At 66.9% G+C, this 18,319-nt stretch carries 25 protein-coding genes, 1 tRNA gene and 3 pseudogenes; 7 read left to right on the top strand and 22 right to left on the bottom strand.

The genetic code is table 11. From position 1 onward, the window contains the following. Positions 1–32: 32 nt before the first annotated feature. The 4 genes from ACHMWU_RS12270 to ACHMWU_RS12255 are packed head-to-tail and all read right to left on the bottom strand — an operon-like array spanning position 33 to position 1,598. On the bottom strand, positions 33–596 hold the full coding sequence (locus ACHMWU_RS12270; RefSeq protein WP_396044031.1) for a pirin family protein: 564 nt from the start codon (positions 594–596) through the stop codon (positions 33–35). Positions 597–613: 17 nt separating this feature from the next. After that, positions 614–928 carry a pirin family protein gene (locus ACHMWU_RS12265; protein ID WP_396044028.1) on the bottom strand — a complete coding sequence of 105 codons (315 nt, stop codon included), beginning with the start codon at positions 926–928 and terminating at the stop codon, positions 614–616. Beyond that, positions 925–1,209 (bottom strand): tyrosine-protein phosphatase, encoded by a 285-nt coding sequence (locus ACHMWU_RS12260; RefSeq protein ID WP_396044026.1) that lies wholly within the window; start codon positions 1,207–1,209, stop codon positions 925–927. Before ACHMWU_RS12260 ends, ACHMWU_RS12265 begins: the two co-directional genes overlap by 4 nt. Positions 1,210–1,247: 38 nt before the next feature. Continuing rightward, on the bottom strand, positions 1,248–1,598 hold the full coding sequence (locus ACHMWU_RS12255) for a tyrosine-protein phosphatase (protein ID WP_396046696.1): 351 nt from the start codon (positions 1,596–1,598) through the stop codon (positions 1,248–1,250). A 278-nt stretch (positions 1,599–1,876) separates the two neighbouring features. On the opposite strand from ACHMWU_RS12255, the gene ACHMWU_RS12250 reads away from it, so the two are divergent. Continuing rightward, positions 1,877–2,794 carry an SGNH/GDSL hydrolase family protein gene (locus ACHMWU_RS12250; protein WP_396044024.1) on the top strand — a complete coding sequence of 306 codons (918 nt, stop codon included), beginning with the start codon at positions 1,877–1,879 and terminating at the stop codon, positions 2,792–2,794. Here the strand turns inward: ACHMWU_RS12250 and ACHMWU_RS12245 are convergent. The 3 genes from ACHMWU_RS12245 to ACHMWU_RS12235 form a co-directional block, all read right to left on the bottom strand. Continuing rightward, the gene (locus ACHMWU_RS12245) at positions 2,730–3,578 is read right to left on the bottom strand and encodes a Bax inhibitor-1/YccA family protein (RefSeq protein WP_396044022.1); all 849 of its coding nucleotides are present in this window, start codon (positions 3,576–3,578) and stop codon (positions 2,730–2,732) included. The genes ACHMWU_RS12250 and ACHMWU_RS12245 overlap by 65 nt on opposite strands. An 89-nt stretch (positions 3,579–3,667) precedes the next feature. Continuing rightward, a complete protein-coding gene (locus ACHMWU_RS12240) occupies positions 3,668–4,993 on the bottom strand; it encodes a hypothetical protein (RefSeq protein ID WP_396044020.1) in 1,326 nt (441 codons plus the stop codon). A gap of 28 nt (positions 4,994–5,021) precedes the next feature. Then, positions 5,022–5,600 (bottom strand): DinB family protein, encoded by a 579-nt coding sequence (locus ACHMWU_RS12235; RefSeq protein WP_396044017.1) that lies wholly within the window; start codon positions 5,598–5,600, stop codon positions 5,022–5,024. A gap of 18 nt (positions 5,601–5,618) precedes the next feature. Between ACHMWU_RS12235 and trmB the strand changes: the two genes are divergently transcribed. Both trmB and ACHMWU_RS12225 read left to right on the top strand, forming a co-directional pair. Continuing rightward, positions 5,619–6,257, top strand: coding sequence for a tRNA (guanosine(46)-N7)-methyltransferase TrmB (gene trmB, locus ACHMWU_RS12230; RefSeq protein ID WP_396044015.1), 639 nt, complete (start codon positions 5,619–5,621; stop codon positions 6,255–6,257). Positions 6,258–6,584: 327 nt separating this feature from the next. Then, a complete protein-coding gene (locus ACHMWU_RS12225) occupies positions 6,585–6,722 on the top strand; it encodes a hypothetical protein (RefSeq protein ID WP_396044013.1) in 138 nt (45 codons plus the stop codon). Positions 6,723–6,741: 19 nt separating this feature from the next. On the opposite strand, the gene ACHMWU_RS12220 is transcribed toward ACHMWU_RS12225, so the two are convergent. Next, positions 6,742–7,173, bottom strand: a complete 432-nt coding sequence (locus ACHMWU_RS12220; protein WP_396044011.1) for a GNAT family N-acetyltransferase — start codon at positions 7,171–7,173, stop codon at positions 6,742–6,744. Between the two features lie 45 nt (positions 7,174–7,218). Here ACHMWU_RS12220 and ACHMWU_RS12215 point away from each other — a divergent pair, with 45 nt between their 5' ends. Next, the gene (locus ACHMWU_RS12215) at positions 7,219–7,860 is read left to right on the top strand and encodes a pyridoxamine 5'-phosphate oxidase family protein (RefSeq protein WP_396044009.1); all 642 of its coding nucleotides are present in this window, start codon (positions 7,219–7,221) and stop codon (positions 7,858–7,860) included. Between the two features lie 46 nt (positions 7,861–7,906). Here ACHMWU_RS12215 and ACHMWU_RS12210 read toward each other — a convergent pair. The 6 genes and pseudogenes from ACHMWU_RS12210 to eno all read right to left on the bottom strand — a co-directional run bounded on the left by ACHMWU_RS12210 (position 7,907) and on the right by eno (position 12,201). Continuing rightward, positions 7,907–7,980: transfer RNA gene (locus ACHMWU_RS12210), tRNA-Leu, on the bottom strand. A gap of 208 nt (positions 7,981–8,188) precedes the next feature. Continuing rightward, positions 8,189–8,650, bottom strand: a pseudogene (locus ACHMWU_RS12205) (NAD(P)-dependent oxidoreductase); the annotation flags it as partial. A 258-nt stretch (positions 8,651–8,908) separates the two neighbouring features. Further along, the gene (locus tag ACHMWU_RS12200) at positions 8,909–9,823 is read right to left on the bottom strand and encodes an exopolyphosphatase (protein ID WP_396044007.1); all 915 of its coding nucleotides are present in this window, start codon (positions 9,821–9,823) and stop codon (positions 8,909–8,911) included. Further along, a pseudogene (locus tag ACHMWU_RS12195) lies at positions 9,816–10,332 on the bottom strand (DUF501 domain-containing protein). Before ACHMWU_RS12195 ends, ACHMWU_RS12200 begins: the two are co-directional and overlap by 8 nt. Next, positions 10,329–10,868, bottom strand: a complete 540-nt coding sequence (locus ACHMWU_RS12190) for a septum formation initiator family protein (protein ID WP_396044005.1) — start codon at positions 10,866–10,868, stop codon at positions 10,329–10,331. The pseudogene ACHMWU_RS12195 and the gene ACHMWU_RS12190 overlap by 4 nt, the downstream one beginning before the upstream one ends. 55 nt (positions 10,869–10,923) lie before the next feature. Continuing rightward, a complete protein-coding gene (gene eno, locus ACHMWU_RS12185) occupies positions 10,924–12,201 on the bottom strand; it encodes a phosphopyruvate hydratase (RefSeq protein WP_396044003.1) in 1,278 nt (425 codons plus the stop codon). A gap of 226 nt (positions 12,202–12,427) precedes the next feature. Between eno and ACHMWU_RS12180 the strand changes: the two genes are divergently transcribed. Then, positions 12,428–12,700 (top strand): hypothetical protein, encoded by a 273-nt coding sequence (locus tag ACHMWU_RS12180; RefSeq protein WP_396044001.1) that lies wholly within the window; start codon positions 12,428–12,430, stop codon positions 12,698–12,700. Beyond that, positions 12,687–12,980: a hypothetical protein gene (locus ACHMWU_RS12175; protein ID WP_396043999.1), complete on the top strand. Its 294-nt coding sequence runs from the start codon at positions 12,687–12,689 to the stop codon at positions 12,978–12,980. The genes ACHMWU_RS12180 and ACHMWU_RS12175 overlap by 14 nt, the downstream gene beginning before the upstream one ends. Before the next feature lie 79 nt (positions 12,981–13,059). Here ACHMWU_RS12175 and ACHMWU_RS12170 read toward each other — a convergent pair whose 3' ends face one another. The 6 genes and pseudogenes from ACHMWU_RS12170 to ACHMWU_RS12145 all read right to left on the bottom strand — a co-directional run bounded on the left by ACHMWU_RS12170 (position 13,060) and on the right by ACHMWU_RS12145 (position 16,377). Then, on the bottom strand, positions 13,060–13,476 hold the full coding sequence (locus tag ACHMWU_RS12170; RefSeq protein WP_396043997.1) for a MazG nucleotide pyrophosphohydrolase domain-containing protein: 417 nt from the start codon (positions 13,474–13,476) through the stop codon (positions 13,060–13,062). A gap of 25 nt (positions 13,477–13,501) precedes the next feature. After that, positions 13,502–13,627 (bottom strand): annotated as a pseudogene (locus ACHMWU_RS12165) (MazG family protein); the annotation flags it as partial. 329 nt (positions 13,628–13,956) lie between these two features. Next, positions 13,957–14,559 carry a hypothetical protein gene (locus tag ACHMWU_RS12160; protein ID WP_396043995.1) on the bottom strand — a complete coding sequence of 201 codons (603 nt, stop codon included), beginning with the start codon at positions 14,557–14,559 and terminating at the stop codon, positions 13,957–13,959. Between the two features lie 68 nt (positions 14,560–14,627). Beyond that, the gene (locus ACHMWU_RS12155) at positions 14,628–15,563 is read right to left on the bottom strand and encodes an APC family permease (RefSeq protein WP_396043993.1); all 936 of its coding nucleotides are present in this window, start codon (positions 15,561–15,563) and stop codon (positions 14,628–14,630) included. Between the two features lie 26 nt (positions 15,564–15,589). Continuing rightward, entirely contained in the window at positions 15,590–16,021 is a 432-nt protein-coding gene (locus ACHMWU_RS12150; protein WP_396043991.1) for an amino acid permease, read from the bottom strand. A gap of 182 nt (positions 16,022–16,203) precedes the next feature. Then, positions 16,204–16,377 (bottom strand): hypothetical protein, encoded by a 174-nt coding sequence (locus ACHMWU_RS12145; protein ID WP_396043989.1) that lies wholly within the window; start codon positions 16,375–16,377, stop codon positions 16,204–16,206. A 300-nt stretch (positions 16,378–16,677) separates the two neighbouring features. Here ACHMWU_RS12145 and ACHMWU_RS12140 point away from each other — a divergent pair, with 300 nt between their 5' ends. Beyond that, positions 16,678–17,238: a 1-acyl-sn-glycerol-3-phosphate acyltransferase gene (locus ACHMWU_RS12140; protein ID WP_396043987.1), complete on the top strand. Its 561-nt coding sequence runs from the start codon at positions 16,678–16,680 to the stop codon at positions 17,236–17,238. A gap of 299 nt (positions 17,239–17,537) precedes the next feature. Here ACHMWU_RS12140 and ACHMWU_RS12135 read toward each other — a convergent pair whose 3' ends face one another. After that, the gene (locus ACHMWU_RS12135) at positions 17,538–17,765 is read right to left on the bottom strand and encodes a DUF4437 domain-containing protein (protein ID WP_396046694.1); all 228 of its coding nucleotides are present in this window, start codon (positions 17,763–17,765) and stop codon (positions 17,538–17,540) included. Then, positions 17,755–18,261: a DUF4437 domain-containing protein gene (locus ACHMWU_RS12130; protein ID WP_396043985.1), complete on the bottom strand. Its 507-nt coding sequence runs from the start codon at positions 18,259–18,261 to the stop codon at positions 17,755–17,757. Before ACHMWU_RS12130 ends, ACHMWU_RS12135 begins: the two co-directional genes overlap by 11 nt. Positions 18,262–18,319: the final 58 nt, after the last annotated feature.

Raw genomic sequence — 18,319 nt, 5'->3', positions numbered from 1 at the left:
CGAAATCGAAGTTACCAGATAATGCGGTTAGGTCAAAGGGTTCGGCGCCGAGGCGTGAGCCGGACGTCCGGCAGCGGCGGAGCCGGAATCACCTTGCCGCCGTGGCCATCCACGTGGCCGTACCGCGCTGCTGCCGCCTGCCACTGCTCGCGTGCCTCGACGATGTCGTCGTGCGAGCGACCGATGAAGTTCCACCACATGACAAGGCCTTCGTCGAACGGTTCACCGCCGATCAGCAGCAGCGTCGACTCCTCCGGCACCTGGATCCCGACCTCAGAGCGTCCAGGCGCCAGGTAGCGCAGCTCGCGATGAGCGACGTCGACCCCGTCGACCGCGACGGGACCGTCGACGGCAAGGATCGCGTGCTCGAAGTCCGATCGCAGCGGAATCTTCACGTAACCGGGACGGACGCGCAGCTCGGCGCCCACGATCGGCGTGTACGTCGTGGCCGGCGACACCGCACCGGCCACCTCGCCCAGCAGCACCTTGGCGGACCAGCCGTCCCCGTCGACGACGGGCAGCTCTGGGTGGTGCTCGAAGCCGGCCGGGCCGCGGCGAGCGCGGTCGGGCAGGGCGACCCGAGAGCTGGATGCCATGCATCTGTGCGCCGTCCTCACCCACGGAGAACTCGGAGTGCGAGACACCGTCGCCCGACGTCATCAGGTTGCTCGCCCGGCCTGAGGACGACGTCGCTGCCGAGACTGTCTCGGTGGCGGATCTCGCCGGCCAGCGGCCACGTGACGGTCTGCAGACCGGTGTGCGGATGAGGCAGCACCGCCATCGGTTCGGTCGTCGGACCGAAGTGATCCACGAAGCACCAGGCACCTACCGTCGGAAATCCCCGCTGCGGCAACGTGCGGTGCACCGTCAGCCCGCGAAGCCCGCCCAGCGGAACCTCCCGAGCGCCCAGAGTCAGATCAGAGGTCATACCAAAAGCGTACGGTGCAACTGCTCAATATCTCGTTCGTGGCCGCCGGCGGCTTCGAACCAGCCATGCACTCCGCCGTCGTGAGTGTCCCAGACGTCGAGCACACCGTCGATCGCCTCCGACGAGACGTGCGCATAGCCGGCTGGATAGGCGTAGCCAGACCTTCGGGGAGCAGCCGGACGAAGCCGGGCGTCGATCGCGGCGAGCGCCTGATTGGTCAGCAGGTATTCCTCGAGGACGGTCTCGCGCGGCACCCCGACGAGTCTCAGCAGCAGCGCCACCGAGACACCTGTCCGATCCTTGCCCGCAGCGCAGTGGATCAGCGTCGCCCCGGGGCATGGCCGACGTGACGAGCCAGATCGACCAGGCTGGCCGACGCCTCGACCAGCATCGGCTGGCAGCTCGGGCAAGGTGGCCGGCACCGCGGCGCCGGACGAAGGGCCGCCAGCAGTGGCAGATGGACGACTCGCGATCCTCGCGCCGCCAGGGGGTGTGCCGGTTCGAGCTCGGCTGCAGAGCGCAGGTCGATGACCAACGACGGCGGCCACTCGACACCGTCCAGACCGACGTCGGTACCGCGCGGGACGGCGCTGCGGAGCAGCCTGCCGCTCGCGACGACCCCGCCGTCAGCAGTGGACAGGTCGCCGAGATCACGAAGATTGGGAGTCATGCCAAGCACCGTCACACCCTAGGTGGTAGCGAAGTTCACACCGTTGCAGGCCCGTACCCCCTGCCCGGGTTACACCGACCCCGTAAAATTGCGGATATGCCCCACCCCCGCAGAATCGCCACGACGGCCCTGATTGGCGGCGGAGCAACCCTCACGACTTCTACGGCTTCCTGATCGGCGAAGCGCTCCTGGCTCGACGTGCCATCGGCACGACAGCTGACCGACCGCCCTCGCCCGAAGGCGTCTACGGCGACGACCTTCCCGGCACGCCGATCCGCGTGCTCGTGCTGGGCGACTCGGCCGCCGTCGGCTACGGCATGCACCGCGCCGATGCGACGCCAGCGGCGATGATCGGTCTCGGCCTCGTCCATCTGATGGATGCCCCTGTAGAGGTGCGCACCCGCGCCGTCGTCGGCGCGCAGACATCCGACCTGATGGGCCAGCTCGACCAGGTCGCCGACTGGGAGCCGCACGTCGCGGTCATCATCGTCGGGACCAACGACGTCACCCATCAGGTGCGTCCCAGCACCTCGGCCCGCACGTTGGGCGATGTCGTTCGTCGACTCGTGGCTGCCGACTGTGAGGTCGTCGTCGGAACGACCCCCGATCTGGGCAGCGTCCGACCCATCAAGCAGCCGCTGCGTGCAGTAGCCCGCCAGCTGAGCCGAAGCCTCGCCCGCAAGCAGACCATCGCCGTCGTCGAGGCTGGCGGCCGCGCCGTGTCGTTGGGCGGCTTGCTCGGCAACCTGTTCACCGAGAAGCGCGACATCATGTTCGGCGTCGACCGCTTCCACCCGTCCGAGACCGGCTACGCCAACATGGTGTCGGTCATCATCCCGGCGGTCGCCGCGTCGCTGCGGGAGAAGTCGAGGACGTACGAGTACGCCGGCTACGCCCCGTCGAACACTCCGCGCGACCTGATGTCGGTGCGCGACGCTGCCGCTGAGGCCGTCCAGAACCCGGGCACCGAGGTCGTCCAGGAGAAGGCTCAGGGCGGAGGCCGTTCGGGCCACAGTCCTGCGGCGCCGTCGCGGCCGCTGACCTGCCCCCCCAGCCCAGAGACGCAGAAACGGCGATGGCCGATCCCCGAAGGGACCGGCCATCGCCGTTGTTTCAGATGGGTGCTGGTGCTCAGTCGCTGCCGCGCAGGATTGCGAGGATACGCAGGAGCTCGATATACAGCCAGACGAGAGTGACCGTCAGGCCGAAGGCCGCACGCCAGGACTCGCGCTCGGGCAGACCCGCCGCGATGCCCTTCTCGACGTAGTCGAAGTCCATGATCAGCATGAAGACCGCGACGACGACCATGACGCAGGAGACCACCAGACCGAGCGTGTTGAAGCCACGCAGGCCACCGTTGCTGAGCACGCCGGTCAGGCTGAGCACCAGGTTGAGCAGCATGACGCCGACGATGCTCATCATGGCGATCGTCATGATCTTGCGGAAACGATCGGTGACCTGGATGTTCAGGAACTTGTAGGCCGCCAACGTGCCGGCGAAGGCCATGAACGTGCCCAGAACTGCCTGGAACACGATCGTCGGATCATTGACGTAGCTGGAGACGACCTTGGAGAGCGCACCAACAAAGACGCCTTCGACGACCGCGTAGGCCAGCACCAGGGCCGGGCTGATGATCTTCTTGAACGAGTTGACCATCGACAGCGCAAAACCGACCAGCGCGCCGCCGGTCGCGAGGGCAAATGCCGTGCCCACGCCTGCGGTCTCGCCCGTCACCGGATCAGTCTCGATGGCGGGAGTGACGAACCACGTGACAGTCGCGGCAAGAATCAAAAGACCCAGCGTGATGCCGGTCTTCTCGACGACCGAGTCGATCGTCATACGACCGGTTCCGGTGCCCTTTTCGGTGTGGGTAGGCGAACCGTTGAGGTCGATCTGCCACTGCGACGGGTCGGTTGCAACGGCGCCAGCGCGGCCGTTGAACTCCGCGCTGCGGGCGAAGACTGGGTTACTGCTCTGCATGATTCCCTCCGTGGGATCGGCTCCATGAATGTGGAGTCATTGCTTCTACTCTATCCAACGCCCGCGACAGGTTGTTTGATCCCGGATTACTAGTCGGATTCTGCAACTTTCTTGGCTGTGACCAGCGCCGGGACCCGCTTGAACGGCGACGGGCGCTCCTGCGGCTCGGCACCTTGCACAGCGGTGAGATTTCCGGTGTCGTCGCCGTAGTCCGCTTCGACCATCCGCATCGGGAAGACGTTCCAGGCGACCGTTCCGTTGCGGAGGGTCGACGGCGCCCACAAGCCGTTCTTCATGCAGTCAGGATCAAGGCAGCCGTTGCCGCCAGCCACGGAGGTCGCCAGCGGCTTGCCGTCCTGGTCGACAAGCTGGACGTCCTTCAGCGGTCGTCCTGCGGCGTCGAAGCCGAAGATGTTGGTGACCTGGCTGCCGTTGAGGAACACGCCGGTCAGGTCTTGCCCCGAGTCGCCCTCGACATGGATGGTCTCGGTGCCCCACGACTGGGCGGCGTTCAGCACTGGCAGGAGGGCCACGACTGCGATGACGTTGCCGATCACGACCAGCCCACGCAGGCCGGGGAAGGCCCAGCGACCGCGTCCCCACTGCACGCTGACCACGACGAAGGCGATCAGCACCAGCCAGAACGCCCCGTCGAACCAGTAGCGGGCCTCCATGCCAAAGAACGCTGCGATCAGCCAGGTCGCGAGCCAGGCCCGCACGATCCACCAGGCGGGCCGCAGCGCGGTCAGGAAGTCGAGCGCTGCCACGAGCCCTGGGTGACGACGCACGGTGGCAGATGCGCCGACCTGGGCGTCGCGGAGGACGTCGACGAGACTGGCGACGACGCCAGTGCGCACCGGAACCGTTCGCCCCCGGCAGGCCGGCCGCCAACCGGCAGCGGCGGCATAGACGGCCGGATCGGGCAAGGTGCGGCGCAGGTCTTCGGCGAGCGACTCGGCCAGATCGGCTTCGAGTCCTTCGGTCAGGTCGTCGACCTCTTCGGCAGGCAGGTCGGCGAGTGCCTCGCGGACGCCTTGGGCGAAGACGATGATCTCGGGCGCGACGGTGGACGTGGTCATGCTGCCTCCCCAGGCTTGGATCCGCTGCTGAGTAGTCGGGTCATGGTGTCGGAGAACTCGGCCCAGACCTTGCGCTGGAGCTCGAGAGTCGCCCTCCCCTGGGCGTTGATGCCGTAGTACTTGCGGTGCGGCCCTTCTTCGGACGGCACGACGTACGACGTGAGCGCGCCAGCCGAGTAGACGCCTCAGCGTCCCGTAGACGGAGGCGTCTCCGACTTCTTCGAGGCCGGCCGAACGCAGCCTGCGCACGACGTCGTAGCCGTAGCCGTCCTCGTCCTCGACGACCGCGAGCACGGCGACGTCGAGCACTCCCTTGAGCAACTGGGTGGCATCCATGGATCGGGACAGTACCACGCAATGCGTACTACCGCGCCGAGCACCAGACCGCGACACGCGGACGAAGGCTAGCCGCGTACGTCTTCGAGATGGTGCACGACGTCGTGCAAGAAGTACTGCGCCAGCGTCTCCATCGTGAACCTCGACCCGTTGCTGCGACGCCCGGTCCGATCCAGCACCTCTGGGGTGAGCGCGTCGAGGACGTCCGCCATCGACTCCCCGGCAGCGACCAGCCGGCCGAGACGACTGCCGGATCTTGCGCGGCGTAGTCGTCCTCGACGGCCGTCACGTCTTGGTCCCAGTTGGCGAACTCCGGGTCGTCCTGGTCGAGCATCAGCTGGATGCGCTGAGCGAACAGCACGAAGACGTCACGCACGTGGCACGCGTACTCGGTGGGCGACCAGACCGTGGGCGCAGGACGTTCGCGAGCACCTGGACGTTCGAGCACCTCGACCCAGCGCGGCAGGTCGGCCCGCACCCGGTCGCCGATCGAAGCGACTGCGACGCTCGCCGCCGTCAGCCCGCACTCGGGACACTGGTCGTCCAGCACCCAGGTCCAGTCCTTGTCGTCTGGTCGCCAGTCCTCGTCATCTGTTGGTGGGGCCACCCGTCTACGCTAGCGCGAGTGGAGCCCACGCCTTATCGCACCGAACCAGTCTCGTTCACCCGCCGCGGCGGACGGCTGACCGAACGTCAGCAGAGTGCTTGGGACGCGACCGCCGAGACGTTCGTCCTCGACGCACCGCGGCACGGCCCGAACACGTCGATCGACCCCACCTACGTGCTCGACCAAGAAGCGACGTTCGGGCGCAAGGCGCCGCTCGTCGTCGAGATCGGCAGCGGCCGCGGCGAGGCGATCGTCCACGCCGCCAGCGAGCACCCCGACTGGGACTTCCTCGGCCTCGAGGTCTACGTGCCGGGCGTCGCCCAGACCCTCGTCACCGCCCGCCACGCCGGAGTCACGAACGTCCGACTCATGATCGTCAACGCGGCTGAGGCGCTCTCGACGATGCTGCCCCCCGGATCGGTGCACGAGCTACGCATCTGGTTCCCCGATCCGTGGCACAAGAAGCGCCACAACAAACGCCGACTCATCACCCCCGACTTCGCTGCGATCGCCGCCCGCGCCCTGGCACCTGGCGGGGTGTGGCGGCTCGCCACCGACTGGCAGGACTACGCCGACCAGATGCGCGAGGTCCTGGCAGGCTCGACCGACTTCGAGTTCTCCGGAGACTGGGCCCCCGCTTCGAAGGACGCCCGCTGACCCGTTTCGAGGGCAAGGGTCTGCGTGTCGATCGCGACATCCGCGATCTGATGGCCGTCCGCAAGCCCTAGGATGGCCGCATGACCGAGTCGACCAACGCCGAAAAGCCTCCGTATCTCCGAGGGGTTCGTCGTCTGGGGTCATTGGCACCTCCGTCGAAGAGACCTCGATCCTCGACCCCATGCCTGAGGGCGCCGAGATGATCGAGGTCCGCGACGAGGAAGAACCAGAGTCTGTGGACGCAGCGATCCTGTTCGCCGGCGACCGCACCGGCTCGCCGACAGCTTCGACGAGGTACTGCCCAGCGGCTCGATCCCCGTCGTCTGGGTGTCCTACCCCGTCGGCAACCACGCCGACATCGACGAGGACTCGATCCAAGAGCTCGTCGCCGACTACGGCTGGTACGCCGTCGAGTCGGTCGCGCTCGACGACACCTGGGCAGCCCTGAGGTTCGAGCCTTCCTAGGCGCCCAGCCGAAGGCGCGTCACCCAGATGCCCGGAGGCACCTGCTCGTCGCCCGTCGGGGTGAAGCCGGCTTGCAGTACAGCGAGACCGCCGGCGCGTTGTCGCGTCCCGTTGCGACGACCACCTGCCGTCCGGCCGAACGTGCGATGACCTGGCCGAGCAGCTCTGACGCGATACCGCGACGAGTCGCCTGCGGGCTGACCATGACCTTCTCGATGTCGACCACCTCGCGGCACTCGTCCCAGGCGATGGCACCGACGAGGTCCGTCCCGTCCCATGCAGTGATCCAGTGTCCTCGCCAGGCGGTCAGCCCGACGGCGTCCTGCTGCAGCGGCGGGATCCAGTCGTCTCCGATCAGCTCGGCCTCCAACGCGTACGCAGATCGCTGCAACCCCAGAAGCGCCCTGGCGAAGTAGGGATCCGCAGCCGGATCGGGCGAGGAGAAGATCACCCACTCACCATGTCAGACCTGCAGTCTTTTGGGCAGGATTGGCACATGCCCACCAGACCGCCCGCTCGCATGCCCGAGAAGATGTCCCCCGACCGAGCACTGCTGGATCAGCTGCTGGACGACAAGACCGTCCTGGCACACGTCGCCTTCGTGGACGACGACGGCAATCCGGCCGCCCTGCCCACGCTCGTGGCACGGCTGGACGACAGCATCCTGGTGCACGGGTCGACAGGCTCTCGCTGGATGCGGCGCATCGCCAGCGGCGTGGACGTCGCCGTCTCGGTGGCCGTCGTCGACGGGGTCGTCGTGGCTCGGTCGGCCTTCGAGTCATCGTTGGTGTACACCAGCGCGGTGCTGTTCGGATCGTTCACCCCGGTGGCCGAGGCCGAACGTGAGCCTGCGCTCAACGCCATGACCGAGCGGCTGATACCCGGTCGCGTCGACGAGGTTCGTCCCTCGACGAAGCGCGAGCTGGCGGCCACGATGATCCTGCAGATGCCGATACGCCAGTGGTCGTTGCGCACGTCGGACAACTGGCCCGAGGACCCCGCCGATGACGTGACAGGACCTGCCTGGGCCGGACAGCTGCGCTTCGGCGCCCCGTCCGTCGACGTGTACCCCGCGCCAGACCTCCGTGACGGCATCGAGCCGCCGCCGTCGATCAGCCAGGTGCGAGGAGTCCGGTAACCCCACCCGCCCGGAGAATCTACGACCGAGCTGGGTCAGCGAGAGGTGCTCCCGGTGGGGTTCGAACCCACACTGTGACGGGTTTAAGCCATCTGCCTCTGCCAGTTGGGCTACGGGAGCGAGGTGCGTGACAGCCTAGCGGCGCGGCACCACGATGTCGGCAGGTTCCTGTCCTGCCTGGAGTCGGGCGATCTGGCGGCGGACGACGGCCTCGATCCGGGGCTGCATCGCGCTCGACATCCCGCCGGTGTGCGGGGAGATCAGCAGCGCCGGGGGCAGTCCACAACGGATGATCCGCAGGCAGCGGTTCGGGGTCGATCACATCGGCCGCCAGACGGATCCGTCCGGCCTGGCGCAGGAACGCCTCGGTGTCGACAACCGGACCGCGAGCCACGTTGACGACGATCGCTCCTTCCGGCAGGGCCGCCAAGAACGCGTCGTCGACGAGTCCCGTCGTCCCGTCGTTCAGAGGCACCGCGAGCACCACGACGTCGACCGTCGGCAACAGCTCGGGGAGCTCGTCGATCCCGTGGACCGTCCCCCGCTCGTCCTCACGGCGCCGCGACGCGACCCTGACCAGGGTGGCGCCGAAGCCGTCGAGGCGCTTCTCCACCTCGACACCGATGCCGCCGTAGCCGAGCAGCATGACCCGCCGGTCGATCAGGCTCGACGTGAACCGCCTGTTCCACTGACCTGCCTCGCGGACGTAGCGGTCGATCTCTCGCTGCGAGGCGAGCAGCAGCGCTACCGCGGAGCTCGGCAGTGGACTCTTCGTGGACCCCGACCGCATTGCAGTACGTGATGCCGGCCGGCAGCGCCTCGGCGATGCCGTCGAAGCCCAGCGACTGCGCCTGGATGACCGACAGACGTGCCGGGTCGAGGGTGTCGATACCACCTGCCAGCACGGTGTAGGGACGCACTGCGAGATCGACGTGCTGATCTGGCTGCGGCGAGGCGAAGTCCCAGACCGTCAGGTCGATGTCAGCGATGTCGCCCAGGCGTTCGGCCCAGTCGGGGTCAGGCACCGTGACGTGAAGTCGTCGGGTCGTCATGCGGTCATCTCCCAAGCGATTCCGTCAAGGATGTCCTGCTCGCTGACGACCAGGGTGTCGGTGTTGAGCGGCAGCAGCGCGATCAGCCGGTCGACGATCGACGCCCCGGCCCCGATCACGTCGGCGCGTCCCGGATGCATGAAGGGCAGCGCCCGCCGGTCGGCGATGGACATCTGCACCAGCGACACGCAGGCCGCGCGCACGTCGTCGAGCGGCAGGCGTGCACCGTGGATCTGGGTCGAGTCGTACGACGGCAATGCCAACGCATGTGCAGCGACCGTCGTGACCGTGCCGGCGACGCCCACGAACGAGTCAATCGGCGAGATCTGGTCGAGCACAGGCTTCAGCACCCGGTCGAGGTAGTCCATGCACTCTGCAACTTCGTTGACAGGAGCCGGGTCGCCCGCCAGAAAACGCTCGGTCAGGCGCACCGAACCGATGTCGAGCGACACCGACCACTCGATCGTCTCGCCGGTGCCCACCACCAGCTCGGTCGAGCCGCCCCCGATGTCGACGACCAGGGTGCGGGCCGGAGCGAGCGAGCGGGTGGCCCCGACGAATGACGCTCGCGCCTCGTCGACACCCGCGAGAACGACCGGCCGGACGCCGAGGATCTCCTCGACCGCATCCTCGAGCTCGACGCCGTTCGCGGCATCGCGCATCGCCGACGTGGCGCAGAACCGGATCGAGGTCGCCTCGAACGTCTCGATCATCTGCGCGTACTCACGTGTTGCCACCAACGTGCGCTCGATCGCGGCAGCGCTGAGCCGTCCGGTCTCGTCAACGCCCTCGCCCAGACGCACGATGCGCATCTCGCGCAGCAGGTCGGTCTTGAAGTCGCCGTCGACGTCAGTGATCAGCAGCCGGATCGAGTTGGTTCCACAGTCGATCGCGGCAACCCGCTCAGGCATCGTCCGGCTCCGGCGGCGTCCAGTCGGCGCTGCACGAGTTGCCCTCCCACCAGGCGCCGAGCAAGCTCGATCGCCTCGTCTCCCAGCGGGTTCACGCCCGGACCCTTCGCGAGGGAGTGTCCGACCAGCACGTGCAGGCACTTGACCCGGTTGGGCATGCCACCGGCGGTGATCCCGTCGATCTCAGGGACGTGCCCCAAGGCCTCGCGCTCAGCCAGGTACGTGCGATGCGCTTCGGCGTAGTGCGCAGCCAACACTTCGTCCTCCCCGAGCCGCGCCGTCATCTCCTTCATGAGCCCCGACGCCTCCAACGTGCCGATCTCACCGGCCAGGCGCGGGCACGTCAGGTAGAACATCGTCGGGAACGGCGTCCCGTCGTCGAGCCGCGGCTCGGTCTTGACCACATTGGGGTGACCCGACGGGCACCGGGACATGATCTCCAGGATCCCGCGAGGCGGGCGGCCCAGCTGTTCGGCTACTGCATCGAGGTCGGCCTGCGCTACGTTCACTGGTCCTTCAGCACCTTGTCCGGATCGGGTTGGTTGGTCTTCGGGGCTTCCGGCTCCTTGCCGGCCGCCTCCACGCTGCCCCACAGCTTGTCGTACCACTGCGGAGCCTTCGCCTGGGTCGGGACGTCGAGGGTCGGCACCGCATCGCCCTGCACCTTGCCGTCGCTGCCGATGACCCGGTAGCCGACCTCGCCGGGTGAGACCCAGCCGAAACGTTCCTTGGCCTGCTGCTTGACGAACGCCGGATCGTCCCAACGTTCCTTCTGGTCCTCGAGGTCGGCGATGGTCTGCTTGCGCATCGCGATCTCGGCCTTCGTCGCCTGGATCTCGGAGCGTTGCTCCCACCAGGCGTGCAACGTCGAGGTGTAGGAGGCGAGCAGCAGCAGGACGACGGCCATCAGGACGACAGCCCGAGTCGTCAGTCGACGCCCGGACTTGGCCGGCGCTGGCGTGGTTGCCGTGCTTGCGCCGACGGCGGCAGGACGTCCACCTCGCTGCCCGGACGGACCACGCTTCGAGGTGGGGGATCCCCCCACCCGGTCTGCGATCAGGTTTCCGTCCTGGGCCGCGAGGTGAACGCGCTGCCATGGGTCAGAGCGCCAGCCGCGGGAACGCGGAAGCGCCGGCGTACGACGCTGCAGCGCCGAGAAGCTCCTCGATGCGCAGCAGCTGGTTGTACTTGGCGACACGGTCGGAACGGGCCGGCGCACCGGTCTTGATCTGGCCACAGTTCGTCGCCACGGCCAGGTCGGCGATCGTGGTGTCCTCGGTCTCGCCGGAGCGGTGGCTCATCATGCAGGCGAAGCCGTGACGGTGGGCCAGCTCGACGGAGTCGAGGGTCTCGGTCAGCGAACCGATCTGGTTGACCTTGACGAGCAGCGCGTTGGCGGCGCCCTCTTCGATGCCGCGGGTCAGACGCTCGACGTTGGTGACGAACAGGTCGTCGCCGACGATCTGTACGTCATTGCCGATCGTCTCGGTCAGTGTCGTCCAGCCAGACCAGTCGTCCTCGTCGAGCGGATCCTCGATCGAGACGATCGGGAAGTCAGCGGCGAGCTGCGCGTAGTAGGCCGACATCTCTTCGGCCGACTTCTGCTGGCCCTCGAAGGAGTACGACCCGTCCTTGAAGAACTCCGACGCCGCGACGTCGAGCGCCATGGCGATGTCGGTGCCGACCTTCAGACCGGCCTTCTCGACCGCGACCGAGATGAGCTCGAGCGCCGCCCGGTTCGAGTCGAGGTTCGGCGCGAAGCCACCCTCATCGCCCAGGCCGGTCGACAGCCCGCGCTCGTTGAGGACGGACTTCAGTGCGTGGTAGACCTCAGCGCCCTGCTGCAGTGCCTCGGTGAACGTCGCCGCGCCGATCGGCGCGATCATGAACTCCTGGATGTCGACGTTGGAATCAGCGTGCGATCCACCGTTGAGGATGTTCATCATCGGGACGGGCAGCACGTGCGCGTTGGGACCACCGACGTAGCGGAACAGCGGCAGACCTGCGGAGTCTGCGGCGGCACGCGATGCAGCCAGCGAGACGCCGAGGATCGAGTTGGCGCCGAGCTTGGCCTTGTTGGGCGTGCCGTCGATGTCGAGCATCGCCAGGTCGATCGAACGCTGGTCGTCCGCGTCGAATCCGACGAGGGCCGGGCCGATCGTGTCGTTGACGCCGGCGACCGCCTTGAGGACGCCCTTGCCGAGGTAGCGCTTGCCGCCGTCACGAAGCTCGACGGCCTCGAACGCGCCGGTCGAGGCGCCGGACGGAACTGCCGCGCGTCCGATCGTGCCATCGTCGAGGGCGACCTCGACCTCGACGGTCGGGTTGCCCCGCGAGTCCAGAATTTCCCGTGCGCCGACGGCGTCGATGCGTGCCAAGAGACTGCTCCTCATTAGTGAAAGACCTGTGGGGACAGCCTAGTGCCGTGCTGTTTGCCGACGGACCCGCCTCGCCGCCACTCCCCTTACGAACGCGCGGGGCGGACTGTGTCACGCTGTCTCGGTGGAAATACCCCAAACGACGCCTGTGAGCGGCCCCGAGCGTCCTCGCTCTCACCGTGCAGGACGACTCTGGATAGTCGCTGGGGCCATCGCAGGAACGCTCATGATCGGACTGCCCTGGCTCCTGCTCTACGCCGCGCCTGAGGCCCGCAACGGGATCCAGGTCGAACCTCGCTGGTTGCGCTGCGACGGCAAATCGATGCCGTTCGAGATCAGGAATGCCGACGACGACAGTTCAGATCCGAGCCCCGAGTTCGTGATCCGCCTGAAGGAGAAGAACTACGATCTGTGTCAGATGCAGTTCACAATCATCAACACCGGCGACCGAAAAGTCCACGTGGACAGAACTCGAATTCCCCACGATGGCGCCCGGTGAGTTCGGTTCGCTACTCGAAGCTGATGAGAATGGCGGCGACTTCGCCCATGTGGAATCTGGCGCTGATGAGTCCTACTCGGCCTTCATCGACGTCGACACGGACCTTGACGGAACCAGGTCGTTCGACGAGCTGGTCGACCTGCGGATTCGCCCCAGCGCTCGGTCCGATCTGGGGGCCGACGTCATTGCTTCGATAAGCGAGCTGCCTCGGGTTCATCTCTCCTATCTCGGAATCCCCAAGAAGGCGGACGGAAGGATCGCTATCGCCATCGTGAACTGAACACCCGTCCGGCCATCTCCCAAAGGGCGGAAGCGCAGCTCTCCCACAGGCCGCATGCTCCCAGGCGATGTGAAGCTCGTCATCCACGGCAAAGGCCGTCCACGAGACGAGTGCGGCTAACCCAGCTCGCGAACCGCCTTGCGGAGCGTCTCCTCGGCGTCCACCCGGCAGCCCTGGCTTCGACGACGAACGCAAGCAGCCGGGATCCGAAGTCGTCGCCGGTGACATCGACGTCACCGAGACGCCCGAGAACCTTGTCGGCGTACGCCAGCGCTGGCAGCGTCTCGGGAATACCCTCGTGCACCGACGTGCGCTGCTTCTCGGTCGCCTTGATCCGCTGCCAGGCAGCATCGACGTCGTCGGCGGTCTCGGCGGACGCGTCGGCGAAGACGTGCGGGCTGCGCCGGATGAGCTTGCCGGCGATACCCGCCGCGACGTCGTCGATGTCCCAGCCCTCGCCTTCGGCGGCGATCCGGGCGTGGAACACGATCTGCATCAGGAGGTCGCCCGAGCTCTTCGCGCAGGTGCTCGCTGTCGCCGTTGTCGAGCGCCTCAAGGGTCTCGTGGGCCTCTTCGAGCAGGTAGGGACTCAGTGAGGCGTGCGACTGCTCGGCCGTCCACGGGCATTCGCGTCGCAGCCGGTCCATGACGTCGACGACGTCGAGCAGGGATGATCCCGGCAGGTCGTACGAACCGAAGATGACCTCGATGTCCGCCGAGTCGCCGTCGGTGGACATCAGCTGATCGGCCAGCCTGTTGGCCCACGCGAGGTCACCGGTCGGAGCGATCCAGACCGTTCCGGTCTCGCCTGAATCAGGCCGGCCGCCGAGCTCGACCGCGATGCCCGAAGCGATGATCGCGTCGACGTGCGGATCGATCTCGGTGGCACGGACGCTGGCGGCAGCCCGCAGCGCGTCCCAGGCGGGCAGGGTCAAGATCCCCGGTGCAACCCGAGGACTGAGGACCAGGATCTGCATCAGGAGCAGCGCTGCGTCTTCGGCAGCTCCTCGGGCGCGGGCGCCTCGAGGTCCACGGGAGCGACCGACAGAGAACCGGTCGCCGATCGTTCAGCACCGTCGGGGCTCAGGCCGAACCGCGGGGCGAACTTGACGTCGTTCGGCTTGAACTCCTTCATGATGGCGGCCCGACCGAGCTCCTCGAGCGAAGCCTGGTTCTCCTGGTCAGGCACCTGGCCGGTCTGCTTGGCCGCCAACGCGATCGCGATCGCCGAGACTTCTCGGCTCTCCTGCAGAGCCTTGCGCATCTTCTCCTGATCGGCGTCAGGGAACACCTCGGCGAGCTGGTCCTCCTCCGCCTCACCGAGCTCGTACGTGACAGGCTTGATGTCGAGCCCCTCGGACTTCGCGAGACTTCGCGCGACGGTCGTCGACACCAACGACACGACGGCCTGGCGGCGGATGTCGGTGTTGCTGATGGCCTTGATGCCCTGCTGCTGTGCTGAGTTCAACGTGAAGAGGCAGTATGCCCCGGCAGTGTCTTCGAGGGTCGACATCGAGATCGACTGGCCGTCGACGACGGCAGCGTCGCCGGGGTGCACGGTGCCACAGGCAGCCAGCATGGTTCCAGCGACAGCAAGCAAGACAGCACGCGAACGAGTGAGCATGGTCACAGATTACCGGTGCGGGGTCACATGCCGGGTGCACGGCTCGGCTGGGCGGCACGTTGCCCGAGCCTGGAGTGACGGCGCCGGTAGGCGAAGTACACGACTAGTCCCAGCACGAGCCACACGAGGAACCGGATCCAGGTCTCGATTGCCAGGTTCGACATCAGGGCCACGCAGGCGAGCGCCGACGTCAGGGGCAGGATCGGAACCTGGGGCGCGCGGAACGGTCGCTTCATCTTCGGCTTGGTGCGCCGCAGGACGATGACCGCGATCGAGACGACCAAGAAGGCGAACAACGTCCCGATGCTGACCATCTCGGCCAACGTCCCCAACGGCACGAACGCGGCAAGTACAGCGACGACGGCAGACGTGATGATCGTGATCAGCGCCGGCGTGCGGAACTTCGGATGCACGGCGCCGAGCCTGGTAGGCAGCAGGCCGTCGCGGCACAGCGCGAAGCCGATGCGGCCCATCGCCACGATGTCGACCAGGATCACTGAGGTCAGACCTGCGATCGCGGCGATGTCGATCAGCACCCCCGCCCACTCGAGCCCGACCTGGGAGAACGCGTCCGAGATGGGAGCACCCTCACTGAGGTCGGTGTAGTTGACCATGCCCGTCAGCACGAAGCAGACCATGACGTACAGGAGCGTGCAGATCAGGAGTGTCCCGAGCAGCCCGCGGGGCATGTCCTTGGCGGGGTTCTTGGTCTCTTCGCCGAGGTTGGCGACGGCCTCGAAACCGCTGTAGGCGAAGAACACCACGGCGGCGGCGACCAGCACCCCGGTGATGCCGAATGCGGTCGGATCGACTCCGGTGATCCACTGCCACAAGGGTTGCTGGAGCCCACTCGACTGCTTCTCGGGGTCCAGCGGCTGCGACGGAGGGATGTAGGGGGTGAGGTACTGCGCCTTGACGAAGAAGATGCCGACTGCGACGACGAAGACACAGACCGACACCTTGACCACGACCAACGCATTCGTGATCAGCTGGACTCACGTATGCCGATCGTGGCGATCGTGCCGATGACGACGACGATCAGGACAGCGCCCAGGTTGACGACCGAGTCCTTCTCGCCGAAGAACGCGTGCGGCAGACCCAACGCATGTTGTAGGTAGCCGGACCATCCACGGGCGACGACGGCCGCTCCGAGCGCGAACTCCAGGATGAGGTCCCACGCGATGATCCAGGCGAAGACCTCGCCGATCGTCGTGTAGGCGTACGTGTACGAGCTGCCGCGGTCGGCACAGCGGCGGCGAGCTCGGCGTAGCAGATCGCCGCGAGCACGGCGACGCCTCCGGCGATCAGGAACGAGATGACGATCGCGGGGCCGGCGTTGTTCTTGGCTTGCACTCCGGTCAGGGTGAAGATACCCGTGCCGATCACGATGCCGATGCCGAATCCGATGAGGTCCCACGACGTCAGACGGCGGTCGAGCTTGGTGTGGTGCTCTGTGTCGGTCGGATCGTCGTCGTTCTGATGGATGACGTCATCGACGTCCTTGGTCCGGACCAGCTGCTTGAACGCTCCGCGAAGGGCGATGGGAACACGCTAGTCAGGACCGTTGCGATCCGCAACCGATCCCGCTCCGGCTAACGTTCAAGGCGCCGGAGGCGGTGCAGCAAGCTGCTCATCCACCTTTCGCACGTTGGTCCTGACGGACAAGAACACCAGAACGCCGAGGCCGAAGAAGACCAGGACCCCGACCACCATGAAGACGATCGTGACTTCGGGATCGGTCAGCTCGATCTTGCCGTCGTCGCGTACCCACACGTCGACCGCGTCACCGACATCGGGCCCCGACCGGCAGGATCTACACGACCCGTGAATCGTCGCTCCATGCTCGTCGATCGGGCGAGAAGGCCACGGCGATCAGACCAGCGATGGCCACCGTCGCCACCAGCACGAAAACTGCTCCCGACCAGATCAGCCGGCGGCGTCGATGAAGCAAGCCTGGCGGCGACCAGGCCCGTCGGCAGTCGGAGTCTGTCTCATTGTGCCGATCGTATGGATGCATCGAGAGCGAGCGTCAACCGCCCGCACCAGCAGCTGTACCACCGATAAGGTAAGCCCATGATCCGACAGCGGCTGGCCCGCGGCATCACCCGCCTGATCGGTTACCGCATGGTCGGCGAAGTTCCCGAGAGCGGAATCCTCGTCGGTGCCCCGCACACGTCGAACTGGGACTTCCTGACGATGCTGCTGGTCATGTGGAACGACGGCGCCCACCCACGGGTGCTGGTCAAGAAGCAGCTGTTCAAGGGGCCGCTCGGGTGGATCCTGCGGGCATTCGGCGGAGTTCCGCTCGACCGTGACAACGCCAGCCAGGTCGTCAGCGAGCTGGCGGCCGAGGCCAAGAATGGTGAACCGTTCCGGCTGATCCTGGCTGCTGAAGGCACCCGCTCGAAGGGCGAGTACTGGAAGTCGGGCTTCCTGCGCCTGTCAAAGGAGACTGGCTTGCCGATCACGCTGGCGTTCTTCGAGCCCCCGACCAAGACCATGGGATTCGGCCCAACATTTCACGCCACGGACGACGTCACCGCCGACATGGACATCGTCCGCGCGTTCTTCGCCGACAAGCACGGCATCCGCCCCAAGAACGCCACACCGCCCCGCCTGCGCGAAGAAGGCTGACAGCCCTGGCTTGGGTCCCCCGCGCAAGGACAACTCGTGACCGTCGAATCTCCTGTCACATGAGGGTGCAGCGGCCGCAGGCGTGACGGTCCCGGGCTGCGTCAGCAGGCATACCGGGACCGCCCTCCCGTCACTGGTAGGTCGGATCCGCCCAGGCGCCGAGGCTGCGCGAGCGCACCGGCTGCACGGGTCGCGGGGCGGCGGTGTGGGGAAGCCCTCACCCCAGTTGGTGGGGGTGCCGAGCATCTCGATGCGAGCGTCCTCGGTGTACCAGTCGACCAGGTCGCTGTCGGAGCGCATCAGCCACGTGCAGCCGTGCTCGCGGTGCGCGACGAAGTCGCCGTGGCGCACCAACGGCGGACGGTAGAAGTAGGTACCGGGCCACATGGTGCGAAGCTGTACTCGAAGCCGCCCTCAAGGCAGTACGCCTCCTCGCTGCAGGGGTGGTGAGCGAGGGGATGCTCGACCCAGCCCGGCTTAGCCTTGATCAGCCGGGTGTAGAAGCCGGTCTTCTCATCACGGTGCAGCAGCTTGATGTAGAGGCCGGGGACGGGGGGTGCCGCCGATGTCGAAGCGCATAGGGCTGCCGTCCTCGACGTCGATCCACGGCATGTCGCTGGTCTGCAGGACGATCAGCTCCTGGTCGGGGCGGACGATAGGCGAGTCGGCGTCGGCGGGGGTGAAGGCCCAGTCTCCGAACTCGCGGAACACCAGCACGACCGACCCCTCGGCGACCTCCAGCGGCGGGGTCAGGACGCCGGCACTGGCGTGCCAGTAGCCCTCGGGCCCCAGCACCGTGTCGCCAATGCGGACCTGGCCCTCCAGCACGTACCACTCAGTTTCGGCCGCGTGGACGCCGGCGGGGCGCGACCAGTCGGTAGTGAAGTGCACCTTCAGCGACGCTGAGCCGTCCTCCTCGTCGTAGCAGAGGTTGCGCTGCCGGGCGGTGCCTGTGGCGTGCTCGAACTCGGCGATGTGCCAGATCAGGTCATGCTCGGCGATGGTCTCTACGTGGGGGCGCATAGGTCTCCTCAGGTGATGATGGGTCGTCAACTTACCGATACAAGATGTATTGATATCA

This window comes from Aeromicrobium sp. UC242_57 (assembly GCF_044452305.1).
In the GTDB taxonomy this organism is placed as follows: Bacteria; Actinomycetota; Actinomycetes; order Propionibacteriales; family Nocardioidaceae; genus Aeromicrobium.
This window is presented reverse-complemented; position numbering and strand designations above follow the sequence as displayed.

Coding starts and splice junctions, on each gene's coding strand:
- ACHMWU_RS12270 (WP_396044031.1), bottom strand. CDS start 596: ATGGCATCCAGCTCTCGGGTCGCCCTGCCCGACCGCGCTCGCCGCGGC.
- ACHMWU_RS12265 (WP_396044028.1), bottom strand. CDS start 928: ATGACCTCTGATCTGACTCTGGGCGCTCGGGAGGTTCCGCTGGGCGGG.
- ACHMWU_RS12255 (WP_396046696.1), bottom strand. CDS start 1,598: ATGACTCCCAATCTTCGTGATCTCGGCGACCTGTCCACTGCTGACGGC.
- ACHMWU_RS12245 (WP_396044022.1), bottom strand. CDS start 3,578: ATGCAGAGCAGTAACCCAGTCTTCGCCCGCAGCGCGGAGTTCAACGGC.
- ACHMWU_RS12240 (WP_396044020.1), bottom strand. CDS start 4,993: ATGGATGCCACCCAGTTGCTCAAGGGAGTGCTCGACGTCGCCGTGCTC.
- ACHMWU_RS12215 (WP_396044009.1), top strand. CDS start 7,219: ATGCCCACCAGACCGCCCGCTCGCATGCCCGAGAAGATGTCCCCCGAC.
- ACHMWU_RS12200 (WP_396044007.1), bottom strand. CDS start 9,823: ATGCCTGAGCGGGTTGCCGCGATCGACTGTGGAACCAACTCGATCCGG.
- ACHMWU_RS12180 (WP_396044001.1), top strand. CDS start 12,428: ATGATCGGACTGCCCTGGCTCCTGCTCTACGCCGCGCCTGAGGCCCGC.
- ACHMWU_RS12175 (WP_396043999.1), top strand. CDS start 12,687: ATGGCGCCCGGTGAGTTCGGTTCGCTACTCGAAGCTGATGAGAATGGC.
- ACHMWU_RS12170 (WP_396043997.1), bottom strand. CDS start 13,476: ATGCAGATCGTGTTCCACGCCCGGATCGCCGCCGAAGGCGAGGGCTGG.
- ACHMWU_RS12160 (WP_396043995.1), bottom strand. CDS start 14,559: ATGCTGGCTGCCTGTGGCACCGTGCACCCCGGCGACGCTGCCGTCGTC.
- ACHMWU_RS12140 (WP_396043987.1), top strand. CDS start 16,678: ATGATCCGACAGCGGCTGGCCCGCGGCATCACCCGCCTGATCGGTTAC.
- ACHMWU_RS12130 (WP_396043985.1), bottom strand. CDS start 18,261: ATGCGCCCCCACGTAGAGACCATCGCCGAGCATGACCTGATCTGGCAC.